Genomic DNA, 11,974 nt, shown 5'->3' with positions numbered 1-11,974 from the left:
GCGGGCGCCAGCCTACCCCGAAGCGCCGGCCGGCAGGAACGCGGAGCCGTCCCCGAGTGTCGGTGGTTCCGGCTAGGGTTCCGCCGAAGCGGCGAGGGCGGCCTCCCCGGCCCAGCCTCGACCACGAGGAGCATGCGATGAGGGCTACCGCCTCCGTCCGATCGCTCCCCCTTACCCCGCCGAGCGTCCGGCTGCCCGAGGGACTCGGTGCTGTGCGACGCCTGCAACGGGGCGAGCCACTCCTGACGCAGGGTATGCCGGCCCCCGGACTGTTCGTCGTCCGCTCGGGCCTCCTGTTCGAGTCCTCGGACTCGCCCGAGGGGCGGTGGCTGCTGCACGACCTGCTGGCGCCCGGCGACCTGTCCGGAACTCTGCCTCCCGACCGCTGCTCCGCGACCGTGCGGGCGGCGGGTCCGGCTCAGGTCCGGATGCTCGATCCGTGGTGCCTCGACGAGCTGTTCGCGCGCCGACCTGCGCTGGGGATCGCCCTGCTCCGCGCCCTCCAACGCCGAGCCGACGACGCCGGACGGCGCGCATGCGAGCTGACCTGGTACGCGGTCCCTCAGCGGGTGATACTGCGGTTGCTCGATCTCGCTCGGCGGCACGGACGTCCCGTGCCCGGCGGCGTACGGATCGAGATCACGGTCACGCAAGAGCAGCTCGCGGCGATGGTCGGCGCGGCGCGGGAGACCGTGAACCGCGCACTGGTCCGCCTGATCGCCAGGGGACTCGTGCGGTTCGAGGGACGTCGGTTCGTGATCATGGACGCGGCAACCGGCGCTCTCCCCTGGAGCGTCCCTGCGCCTTGACGCGGTCGGAACCGTCGGGTTGTCGCTAATCGCCTTGCCTCATTCTTCGGGCGCCTCCTGGAGGGCCCCGACGCCGCAACGGTCGCAGAGCTTGGCACGGCCGCGGACCGGGCGGCCGCACCGTTCACACGCACGCTGCTCGGCCTGTGCGTATCGAGCATCGTCCCCGTGTCCGGTGTGCGATGCGCGTCCCTCTCCCTCGAGCTTCAGCAGGTGCGCGAGCACCGATCGCGCCGCGAGCGGTTTGACGGCGTCCGGGTAGTCGGCGTAGATCGCGTCCACGAGGTCGGCGACGGTTCCGGTCCCGTCGCCGAGCGCGACTACCACCTGTCGTTCGCGCTCCTCGCGGTGGGCCAGGTACTCGTCCACCTTCGCGACACCGTCGAGCACGACGGGACCGTGGCCGGGGTAGATCGTGCGCGGTGCGAGCTCGCGCATCCTGCGCAGCGAACGGAGGTATGCGGCAAGGTCCCCCTCGGGAGGGTCGATGACGCTCGTACCGCGACCCAGGACGGCATCGCCCGTGAACAGCACCGGGCCGTCCTCCAGCAAGAGCGCAACGTGATCGGGGGTGTGTCCCGGCGTGTGCACAGCCGTCAACGCGACGCCGTCGGCCCGAACCGTCTGCCCGTCCCGCAGCAGTTCCCCTCCCTCCGGGGGACGGAACGCGTACAACGGCGCCCCGGTGCGCGCGGCGAGCGGCGCTGCTCCCGGCGCGTGGTCGGGATGCTGATGCGTGACGATGATCGCGCCGACGGTGCCGGCGACACGCTCGATCTCGACGAGATGTCCGGCGTCGTCGGGACCCGGGTCGATCACGATCGCCGGATCCGCGCCCAGGACGTACGTGTTGGTTCCCTCGAGCGTGTACACGTCGGGATTGGGCGCGAGGACCCGCACGATCCGCATGCTCCGGTTCACCGACCCTCCACCGAAGCGCGTCGCGCCTGTTCGAACTCCGCGTCGGACTGGTAGAAGGTCGAACGCGGCATCCGTTCCTCGTCTCCCGGTTCCGGTTCGTGTTGGGGGATGTCGAGGGCGAGGAGCGCTCCGACGTCCTCGCACGCGGCGAGCGCCTGGACGGTCTTCATGGTCGGCCAGTAGAGCTTCTCCCCATCCGCGGCCCATCGCTCGAGCAGCTCGCGAGGGTCCGCCCACCACGCGGCGGCCGCCTCGACCGCATCGGGCACGGGCTCGACGCCACGCGGCGCGTCGACGGCGAAGTACCGAGCGTCGAACCGCACGGGGACATCCTCGGGGGCGACCCAATGCGCGATCTGCCGGAGGGCGACCGGAGCGGGAGGGTCCAGGGTCACCGCTCGGAGCGCCGCCACGTCGCTGCCGCCTCGGGCGGCCTCGAGTCCTCGGGAGGTCACTGCCAATCCCGTCTCCTCGATCAGCTCGCGGATCGCGGCCGCCCGAGCGACCTGCTCGGGTCTGGATCCCGAACCGAACCAGGCCACGGCCAGGGCTTCGTCCTCAGGGTCGACCGCTCCCCCGGGGAACACGACGTAGCCGGGCAGGAACCGGCTGCGGTCGGAGCGGCGCAGCACGAGGACCTCCACGCCTGCCTTCGGCCCCGGGCGGGCGGCGACCAGGGTCGCCGCCCTGCGCATCACATCCGCGCCGCTCATGCAGCCATCCTCCCAGGCTCCCGGCGCCGGAGTCCTACGTCGTGGCCGGTCGGGTCGCCGCTGCCGGATACTCGCGGGATGCGAGAACCCGAGCGCGCGATCCGCGACGAGATCGAGCGACGCGGTCCGATCGGCTTCGACCGGTACATGGAGATCGCTCTCTACGGCCTCGGCGGCTTCTACGAGGACCCCCCGGTCGGCACCGGCGAAGGGGCTGCGTTCGCAACGAGCCCGCATGTCCACGAGGTCTTCGCTCGGCTCCTCGCCGGAGGGCTGCGGGAGCTTCACGAAGGGCTCGGCCGGCCGGACCCGTTCTGTGTGGTCGAAGCAGGTGCCGGTGACGGAACGCTGGCGACCGAGCTCGCCACGTGGCTCGAGGACCTCCCGCTGCGGTACGAGGGCGTCGAGCGCTCGTCCGGCGCGAGGGAGGCACTCTCCTCCCGCGGGATCCCGGCGCTCGAGGAGGTGCCGACGTTCGAAGGGGTGCTGATCGCGAACGAGCTGCTCGACAACCTTCCGTTCCGGCTCGTGCGACGGGCCGCGGACGGAGATCGACCGGACGAGGTCCGCGTGACGATCGTCGACGACGCACTGAGCGTCACGACCGCGCCGTGCGACGACACGTTGCGAGCACTCGTGCCCGCGACACCCGGACCCGGCGAGGAGGTCGCTGTCCCGACCGGCGCCTTCGCGTTCGTCGACGCGCTCGCCGCCCGGCTGCGCCGCGGGTACGCGGTGTTGATCGACTACGCCTCGGCTGGTTCGGCCGACGGCGCGGTCCACGGCTACAGGAACCAACGCATCGTGGAGGACGTGCTGGCCGACCCCGGCTCGACCGACATCACCGCAGGTGTCGATCTGGACGCGGTCGGGCGCCACGCCGAGCGAACGGGGTTCCGGGTGCTCGGAACACCCGCCCAACATGCGGCGTTGCGCTCCCTGGGTTTCGATACCTGGAGCGCGGAGCAACTCGAACACCAGGGAACCCTGCTCGACCGGCGGGAGGGCCTGGACGCCGTTCGGGCCTGGAGCGGGCGCAGTCGCGCGACCCTCCTCACCGACCCGGCGGCGCTGGGGCGGCTGCGATGGCTCGTGCTCGCGATCGACGGGAACGACCGGGGCGACGATCCACTCCCCGAGCCCGACTGGCTGCGTGACGCGAACGAACGTTCCCGCGCACCGCAGGATGGGTGATGATGCGGCGATGAGGCGGTTCCGGATCGCGCTGTTGCAGCTGTCGGCGCGCGAAGACGACGTGGAGGCGAACCTCGCCCGTGCCGACACCTGGTGTCGACGCGCGGCGGAGGCAGACGCCGATCTCGCCGTGCTCCCGGAGATGTGGAGCACGGGGTACACGCCGGTGCCGCAGTCGGCGTCCGAGCGAAAGGCCTGGTTCGGGCGTGCCGAGCCCCTGGACGGTCCGTACATCTCCCACTTCGCGAACCTGGCCGACGAGCTCGACATGGCGATCGGGGCGACGTTGCTGGAACGGGTCGACGGCGGGGTGCGCAACACGGTCGTGGTGTTGGATCGCACCGGAGAGAGGGTCCTCGTGTACGCGAAGTCTCACACGTGCGACTTCGATTGGGAGCGGACCCTGACCAGGGGGGAGAGTTTCCCGGTCGCGACGTTGCGAACCGCGACCGACGAGGTCCGCGTGGGTGCGATGATCTGCTACGACCGCGAGTTCCCCGAGCCCGCGCGGCTGCTGATGCTCGCCGGTGCCGAGGTGATCGTCGTTCCCAACTGTTGTGATCTCGACGAGGTCCGCGTCGCCCAGACCCTGACCCGCGCGACCAAGAACATGGTGGTCGTCGCCGTCGCGAATCACGCACCGCCGGGGGCCGACGGCGGCTCGATCGCCGTCAGCCCGATCGCCTACGAGGGCCAGGGCGGCCCCCCGGTCGACACGACCGTGGCACGTGGAGGGCCGGGAGAGGAGCTCGTGCTGTGCGACGTCGACCTGGACACCCTGCGCGCGTGGCGTTCGGCGGAGACGTGGGGCAACGCGTTCCGCCGCCCCGAGCTCTACGGACCGCTCTCCGACACCACCGTCCACCCCCCGTTCGAGCGTCGACAGGCCCGCCGCTGACGCCTCAGTTCCATCGCAATGTCCGGCGCCATCGCGCGATCAGCCGGATCTCCAGCCATACGACCGATGCCGTGAGCGCGAAGAGCACGAGCGTGATGGCCGACGCGTAGCCGTACCGCAGGTACTCGAACGCGTTCCGGTAGGCCAGCAGGGGCAGCGTCGTCGTCGCATAGGGCGGCGGACCCCCGTCGGTCACCAGCAGGGCCGGGACGAACGTCGCCTGGAAGCTCCAGACGGTGTCGCGGATCGCCAGCAGGAGCAGCGCCGGCAGCATCACCGGGAACACCACACGCCGGAACGTCGTCCACGGCCCTGCTCCCTCGACGGCAGCGATCTCCTCGAGCACGCGCGGCACCGATGCCCGCGCCGCCAGAGCCAGCAGGAACCCCTCCCCGAGCTGGAGCACGGACAGTCCGATCACCGACCACTGAGCCGGTACGGCCTCGGAGCGCCACGAGGGGGTCGGCAGCCCGACGGCATCGAGGGCCAGGTTCAGCGGCCCGTACAACGGGTTCAGGATCCACAGCCACACGAGGGCCAGCGCGACGTCGGGGATCGCCACGGGCAGCACGACCGCGATCCTGCCCGATCGCACTCCCGGTCCCGGACGCCGCAGCAGCAGCGCCAGCCCGGTCGCACCGATCAGCCGGAGCGGCACCGACGCCGCCGCGAACAGCAGGGAGTTGCGGAGTGCGATCCGGAACACGTCGTCGTCCAGCAGCGCACGCAGATTGTCCATCCCGACGAAGCGGGGCGGCCGGACGAGGTCGTACTCGGTGAACGCGAGGACGGCGGTGGCCGCGAACGGGAGTACGACGAGCAGCACGACTCCCGTCAGGAACGGGATCAACAGCAGCAGCGTGCGTCGCTTCTCGGCGGCGGCGAGGCGCATGCCTACCTCCGCGCTTCCACGGTCGACAAGCGCCGGCCGTCCGCCGCGAACAGATGCGCCCTCACCGGCCGGGAGGCGATGTGAACGACCGAATCCTCACGCACGTCCACCGTGGGTCCGAACCGCGCGAGCAGCTCCACCCCCTCCGCGGCGACGGTCGCGAAGCGATCGCTGCCGGTCGTCGCCACCCGCACGACCCTTCCCACCACCGCGTCCGACGGGCCCTCGGGAGCGATCAGGCGGACGTCCTCGGGGCGCACACCGATCTCGGTCGCCTCGCGCGCACCCTCGGCCGGCACGCGGAAGGGGCCGGCGACGAGCGTGCCGCCATCTGCGGCGCACGGCAACAACGTGATCGGCGGCGTACCGACGAACGCGGCAACGGGGCGGTCGACCGGAGCCGCGTAGACCACGTCCGGGGTCCCGATCTGCCGCACGCTGCCGTCCACGAGGACCGCAACCCGATCGCCGAGCAGCATCGCCTCGTCCTGATCGTGCGTCACGTACAGCATCGTCCCGCCGATCGTTCGCTGCACCCTCCGGATCTCCGTTCGCAACGCCGCCCGCACCGGTGCGTCGAGACTCGACAGCGGTTCGTCCATCAGGAACACGCCCGCGCGGCGCGCGAGCCCCCGCGCGAGCGCCACACGCTGCGATTCCCCCCCGGAGAGCTGGTCGGGCGTGCGGGCGAGCAGCTCTTCGCAGCCCGCGAGCGCGGCCGCCTCCTCGACGGCGACGCGGAGGTCCTCGCCCCGGCGCCCCCGGGCCGCCAGGCCGAAGCCGATGTTGGCCCGCACGTTCAGATGCGGGAACAAGGAGGGCCCCTGGAACACCATCGCGACGTCGCGCTCGGCCGGAGCGATCGAGGTGACCTCGTTCCCTCCGATCCGGACCCGCCCCGCGTCGGGGCCATCCAGTCCCGCTGCGATCCGGAGCGCGGTCGTCTTCCCCGAACCGCTCGGCCCGAGGAGCGTCACCAGCTCCCCGTCCTCGACCGTGAGGTCGAGATCTCGAAGCACCTCGAGGGCCCCGAACCGCTTCGCGATCCCGGCGAAGTCCAGCGCCGGCACGGTCAGCCCTCCCCCCGCTCGAACAAGGGACGGGTCTGCCGGTCGATCGCACGAGCGACCTCCTCCGCGGGATCGCCTTCGAAGACGGCCTCCTCGAGGAGCACGTTGGCCATGTCCTCGATCTCCGGATACGTCGAGATGTTGGGAACCCGCCGGATCGCGGCGACCGACTCGAGGAACACCTGCGAGTTGGCCGGCGGCTGGGACGGATCGAGGAAGATCGGCGAGTCCGCCACGGACTGCAGCGACGGTACGGTGCGCCCGGTCGCTGCGGCGATCCGCTGTCCCCGGGGCCCGAGCGCGAACTCGGTGAACGCCCATGCCTCCTCCTGCACTGGCGAGGACGCCAGCATGCAATACCCGTCGGAGTGCAGGACGGTGGCTCGCTCCTGGAGCACCGGAAGCGGGACCACATCCCAGGAGAAATCGGTGATCGTCCGGAAGCTCGGGACGACCTTGCGCGACTCCATCAGCATCGCCGTCCGACCGTTGAGGAATCGCGACTCGTTGTCCTCGGACTCGAGCTCCTCCTCCGTCGGAACCACCTCGTAGGTCGAGCGCAGATCGAAGAACAGCTGCATCGCCTGCACCGACTCGGGTTCCGACAGCGTGAACGAGGTCGGCCGCTCCTCATCGTCGACCAGGCGACCGTCGTTGGACCAGATGAACGGCGCGATCCGGAGCAGCTCGGGATCGACACCGAGGCCGTACCGTTCGGGGGTGCCGTCGCCGTCTTCGTCGACGGTCAGTCGCGACGCGACCTGCACCATCTCGTCCCACGACCAGCCGCCGCGCGGCACCTCGATCCCCGCCTCGGCGAACAGATCCTCGTTCACGTAGACGACGAGGCTCGAGAGGTTCTGGGGCAGACAGAGCTGCCGTCCACCGAAACGGAACGCCTCGATCGCGGCCGGGAAGAAGTCGTCCTCGGCGAACACGGTCGATCCACCGATCCGCTCGTCGAGGGGTTCGAGCGCGTCCCTGGCGGCGAACTGCCCGAAGAACCGGTAGTTCACCAGGAACAGATCGGGCGGCTCCCCACCGGCGATCGACGACGAGAGGCGCGCGAGCAGCGCATCCCGATCCCCGGTCTCGATCAGCCGCACGTCGATATCCGGATGCTCATCCTCGAACGCGGTCACGACGTCGCGGAACGCCTGAAGCTCCTCGGGTTCCCCCGCGACCAGGAACCGAACCTGCGTCCCATCGTTACCGCCGGAACACCCGATCGCGACTGCTCCCACCAGGGCCACCACCGCGACCGTTCGAAAAGCCGACCCAACCGATCTGCCGCCGGAACGCAGAGACCTCACACCCTTCCCCGCGATTCGGCCAGCAGCCGCGCCCCGATCCCGAGGACCACGACCACGGGCACGGTCGCGATGACGGCTCCCGCGAGCAGCAATGGGGCCTGCGGTGGATCCAGGGTCGCGAGTTCCCGCAGCGCCAGTGGAAGGGTCGCGAGCCGGTCGTCGAACACGTACACGAGCGGTCCGAGGAGGTCGCCCCACGTCACGAGGAACGCGAGCGCGGCCACGACCACCGTCACCGGGCGCACGAGGGGCAGTGTGGCCCGCCATCCGCCGATCACACCCCGGCCTTCGATGCGACAGACGTCGTACAACGCCTGCGGAACCCGGGAGAAGCCCCACGCGTAAAGCAGCACCACGATCGGAGTGCACCCCAACAGCGCGGGGACCACCAGAGGAACGAGCGTGTCGATCACCCCGATCCGACGGAAGAGCCAGAATCGTCCCACCAGCAGGCTCGCCGGTGGAACGAGGAGAGCGGCCACCGTCACCGAGAGCATCGCGGCTCGCATCCGCGGCGTCGTCCGTGCGATCGCGAAACCCGCCCACGACGCGACGACCAGAGCGATCGGGACCGCGATACCGACGACGAGCAGCGAGACACCCGCAGCCCTCCACACACCCGCGAGGTGATCCAGACGCGCGTAATTCTCGAAGGCGGGGGGCCACGACAGCGAAAGGGTGCGTGGCGGCGGCAACCCGGCGAGCCGCAGGGAGCCGATCAGCATCACGAGCAACGGGAAGCAGAAGATCAGGCCGACGAGCAGCACGACCACCGCGCGAGCCGCGACGGCACCGGATCCCTCTCCCGTACCGGACCTCCCGCTCGGTTCCACAGGCGCGGACGATAGCCCTGATTTGACCCCGCGTTCAACCGAGGCCTACGGTTCCGGGGCCGACTCAAGGAGGACGTTGGATGCAGCAGCGCCGGATCGTCACGACGGGCATCACGTTGGTGGCCGCGGCCGCCTTGACCGGCGCCCTGCTCGTCGCCCGAGCGGCGCCGCAGGCGGGATCCGCGGAGAATGTTCGCGGCGGCAACGAGGAGGCGCAGGAGCAGGCTCTGAGCACGCAGTTGCGCGAGGATGCCCTCGCCGAAGCGCGAGGAGCGGGCATCGCAGGGAAGACGGGGCGGATCCAACCGCTCGCCGCTGCCGGGTGGAGCGGGGAGCAGCTGTTCGATGCGACGGGTGACGACTGGGAACCCGCGATCGCTACCGATCCGAACGGGTCCTTCGCGTATCTGCTCGTCACGCGCTACGGCGGGCCGACGGCGTGCGGAAGCCGGTGTCCGTCCCCGAACCTGATCCTGGAGCGCTCGACCGACAACGGGCAGACATGGAGCGGCGGACAGTTCATCTGCGAATGTCGCGGTGTCAAAGGCCAGTTCGATCCCATCATCGAGGTCGTTCCGAACACCGGCCACGTCCATGCCGTGTGGATGAACGACTCCAAGGTCGTTTTCTCCAAGTCGACCGACCACGGGGCCACCTGGAGCACCCCCGTGAAGACCTACGGCAAGGTGCAATGGCAGGACAAGCCCGTCCTGGCGATGAGCGACGACGGCCAGCACGTCTACGTCTCGTGGAACGGACCGAGCTTCGGCGATCCGTACGTCGCGCAGTCGCACGACGCCGGCGTCACGTGGACACAGACGAAGATCGTCGATTCCGGTCGCTACTTCTTCGCGTTCGACGCCGACGTCCTTCCCAACGGAACGGTCGTGTTCTCCGAAAGCAGCATCAGCTACACGGGTCCCGGATCAAGTCCCGAAGGCCCGGTGCAACAGCATGTTCTCCGATCGACGAACCAGGGACAGACGTGGCAGAACGTGATCGTGGACGCCGTCGAACCGGGGATCCCCTGCGTCGCGGACGGCTGCAGCAGCGACTTCTACCTGGGGCACTCGGCGATCTCCGCGGCCGCGAACGGCGCGCTGACCCTGCTGTACGACGGGGCGACGACCGCAGGCGGACCCCAGCGGATCTGGGTGCGTCGGTCGACCGACGGCGGAGCGACGTGGACCGCCCGTTCCGGGATCTCCACGGCCGCGGAGCACGCGACCTCACCGGCGGTGGAGGCCCGCGGAACCGGTGACGTCCGCGCTTGGTACATGGAGACCAGCGGAGTCGACGCGGACTCCTGGAACGTGTGGTACCGCTCCTCCACCGACGGTGGAGCCACGTGGACCTCGCCGACCAAGATCTCCGACGCACCATCCGGCGCCGACTACAAGGACGCGGCGGGCTTCGACGAGGTCTACGGAGACTACGGGGAGCTGGCGATCACGAGCACGGGCAAGACGATCGCCACGTGGGGAGAAGGGTTCAGCTGGACCGGTCCCGGCGGGGTGTGGTTCAACCGCCAGACCTAGCGGTCGACGTCGCCGACGACGAAGAAGATCGAGCCGAGGATCGCCACGAGGTCCGAGACGAGCGTTCCGGGCAACATCGCCGGGAGCACCGACACGTTGCTGAACGAGGACGTGCGCATCTTCAGACGGTACGGCTCCGTGCCCCCGTCGCCGATCAGGTAGTAGCCCATCAACCCGAGGGGGTTCTCGGTCCGGACGTAGATCTCGCCATCCATCTTCAGCGTCTTGGGGAGCTTCGCCGCACGGAACTGGCCCGCCGGCAGCTTCTCGATGCACTGCTCGATGATGTTGCAGCTCTGCTTCATCCGCTCGACGAGCACCCACAGCCGGTCGTAGCAGTCTCCATCCTTGCCGACCGGTACCTCGAACTCGACCTCGCCGTACTTCTCGTACGGGTCATCCTTGCGCGGGTCCATCGGCACGCCCGAAGCGTGCAGCACCGGACCGGAACAGCCGAACGCGACCGCGGTCTCAGGGGGCAACACCCCGACGTTCCTCGTCCGGGCGAACAGGATCTCGTTGCCCATGATCAAGGTCTCGAATTCGGCGATCCGCTTGCGGGTCTCTGCGAGGACCTCGACCGAACGCTTGAGGAATCCGCGCGGAAGATCATCCTTCAGGCCCCCGACCCGGCAGAACGAGTGATGCATCCGGGCGCCGGTCGCCGACTCCAGCAGGTCCTGGATCATCTCGCGCTCACGGAACGCGTAGAAGATCGGCGTCATCGCCCCGAGTTCGAGCGGGTAGGAGCCGGTGAACATCAGGTGGTTCAGGATCCGATTCCATTCCGCGAACATCGTCCGTATCCACTGCGCACGATCGGGCACCTCGATCTCGGCGAGCCGCTCGACCGCGATCGTCCAGCCGAGCTCGTTGTTGAACGCGCTGATCCAGTCGTGGCGGTTCATCAGGACGAGCACCTGGCGTGCATCGCGATGCTCGGCGAGCTTCTCGGCCGCGCGGTGCATGTAGCCGATCACCGGTTCCGCGCGAGTGATGACCTCACCGTCGAGCTCGAGGACGACACGCAGCACCCCGTGCGTCGACGGGTGCTGCGGCCCGATGTTGAGGATCATCTCCTCGGTGCGCAGCCCCCCTGCGGGGACGACCTCGACATCGAGCCCCCCGCCGCGCACCATCGACGTGACGACGGAGCTCTGGAAGGCCGGGCGTTCGCGCGTGTCCATGCGTGCGTATCTTCGCAGACGGGGCCCGGATCCGCCCAGGCCGGCTGCTCCCGCCCTCGATAGGCTTCAACCCATGGCGTCCATGCCACCCGACGATCGCCCGGAACCCGCCCACCTGGGGACGGAGATGGAGACCCTGGGGCAGTTCCTCGACTTCCAGCGGGCCACGGTGCTCTGGAAGTGCGGCGGCGTGTCGGAGGCCGATCTGCGGCGTGAGCAGGTGCCGTCGGGAACGAACATGCTCTCGATCGTCAAGCACCTCGCCTGGATCGAGCGGCACTGGTTCCGAGAGGAGTTCGTCGGCGACCCCGACGTCGGCATCCCGTGGACCGAGGAGGATCCCGACGCCGACCTGCGGATCGAGCCGGGCGAGACGCCGGAGGTCATCTTCGCGTTGTATCGCCGTGCGTGCGACGAGAGCCGCCGCGCCATCGTCGATAACTCCCCCGACGACCTCGCAGCCGGTCCTGGAGGACCGCGCACCCTTCGCTGGATCCTGATCCATATGATCGAGGAGACGGCTCGCCATAACGGGCACCTGGACATCCTGCGGGAGCAGACCGACGGTCTGACCGGCGAGTAGCAGCGGCGGGGTAGGCTCCGACC

12 protein-coding genes are annotated in these 11,974 nt (G+C 69.7%); 5 read left to right on the top strand and 7 right to left on the bottom strand.

Going from position 1 to position 11,974, the window contains the following annotated elements:
* Positions 1–137 precede the first annotated feature (137 nt).
* Complete coding sequence (locus tag WEF05_03785) at positions 138–809, top strand: Crp/Fnr family transcriptional regulator (protein ID MEX1101017.1); 672 nt, start codon at positions 138–140, stop codon at positions 807–809.
* A gap of 39 nt (positions 810–848) precedes the next feature.
* Here WEF05_03785 and WEF05_03780 read toward each other — a convergent pair whose 3' ends face one another.
* Together WEF05_03780 and WEF05_03775 are read right to left on the bottom strand one after the other, a co-directional pair.
* Positions 849–1,718 (bottom strand): MBL fold metallo-hydrolase, encoded by an 870-nt coding sequence (locus WEF05_03780; GenBank protein ID MEX1101016.1) that lies wholly within the window; start codon positions 1,716–1,718, stop codon positions 849–851.
* 8 nt (positions 1,719–1,726) lie between these two features.
* A complete protein-coding gene (locus WEF05_03775) occupies positions 1,727–2,443 on the bottom strand; it encodes an NUDIX domain-containing protein (protein MEX1101015.1) in 717 nt (238 codons plus the stop codon).
* 78 nt (positions 2,444–2,521) lie between these two features.
* On the opposite strand from WEF05_03775, the gene WEF05_03770 reads away from it, so the two are divergent.
* A complete protein-coding gene (locus tag WEF05_03770; protein ID MEX1101014.1) occupies positions 2,522–3,637 on the top strand; it encodes an SAM-dependent methyltransferase in 1,116 nt (371 codons plus the stop codon).
* 10 nt (positions 3,638–3,647) lie between these two features.
* Complete coding sequence (locus WEF05_03765) at positions 3,648–4,535, top strand: carbon-nitrogen hydrolase family protein (protein MEX1101013.1); 888 nt, start codon at positions 3,648–3,650, stop codon at positions 4,533–4,535.
* 4 nt (positions 4,536–4,539) lie between these two features.
* Here the strand turns inward: WEF05_03765 and WEF05_03760 are convergent, their stop codons facing one another.
* From WEF05_03760 to WEF05_03745, 4 genes are read right to left on the bottom strand one after another with little or no spacing between them, the layout of a single operon-like run.
* Complete coding sequence (locus tag WEF05_03760; GenBank protein MEX1101012.1) at positions 4,540–5,427, bottom strand: sugar ABC transporter permease; 888 nt, start codon at positions 5,425–5,427, stop codon at positions 4,540–4,542.
* Positions 5,428–5,429: 2 nt separating this feature from the next.
* Positions 5,430–6,497, bottom strand: a complete 1,068-nt coding sequence (locus WEF05_03755) for an ABC transporter ATP-binding protein (GenBank protein ID MEX1101011.1) — start codon at positions 6,495–6,497, stop codon at positions 5,430–5,432.
* Positions 6,498–6,499: 2 nt separating this feature from the next.
* Positions 6,500–7,750 carry a sugar ABC transporter substrate-binding protein gene (locus tag WEF05_03750; protein ID MEX1101010.1) on the bottom strand — a complete coding sequence of 417 codons (1,251 nt, stop codon included), beginning with the start codon at positions 7,748–7,750 and terminating at the stop codon, positions 6,500–6,502.
* A 56-nt stretch (positions 7,751–7,806) separates the two neighbouring features.
* A complete protein-coding gene (locus tag WEF05_03745) occupies positions 7,807–8,583 on the bottom strand; it encodes a carbohydrate ABC transporter permease (protein ID MEX1101009.1) in 777 nt (258 codons plus the stop codon).
* Positions 8,584–8,723: 140 nt separating this feature from the next.
* Here WEF05_03745 and WEF05_03740 point away from each other — a divergent pair, with 140 nt between their 5' ends.
* On the top strand, positions 8,724–10,181 hold the full coding sequence (locus WEF05_03740) for a sialidase family protein (GenBank protein MEX1101008.1): 1,458 nt from the start codon (positions 8,724–8,726) through the stop codon (positions 10,179–10,181).
* Here WEF05_03740 and WEF05_03735 read toward each other — a convergent pair.
* Positions 10,178–11,368, bottom strand: coding sequence for an NADH-quinone oxidoreductase subunit D (locus WEF05_03735; protein ID MEX1101007.1), 1,191 nt, complete (start codon positions 11,366–11,368; stop codon positions 10,178–10,180). The two genes, WEF05_03740 and WEF05_03735, sit on opposite strands and share 4 nt — an antisense overlap.
* Positions 11,369–11,441: 73 nt before the next feature.
* On the opposite strand from WEF05_03735, the gene WEF05_03730 reads away from it, so the two are divergent.
* Complete coding sequence (locus tag WEF05_03730) at positions 11,442–11,951, top strand: DinB family protein (protein MEX1101006.1); 510 nt, start codon at positions 11,442–11,444, stop codon at positions 11,949–11,951.
* Positions 11,952–11,974 lie beyond the last annotated feature (23 nt).

This window comes from Actinomycetota bacterium (assembly GCA_040881665.1).
In the GTDB taxonomy this organism is placed as follows: domain Bacteria; phylum Actinomycetota; class UBA4738; order UBA4738; family HRBIN12; genus JBBDWR01.
The sequence above is the reverse complement of the archived record's forward strand: the minus strand, read 5'-3'. Positions and strand labels throughout refer to the sequence as shown.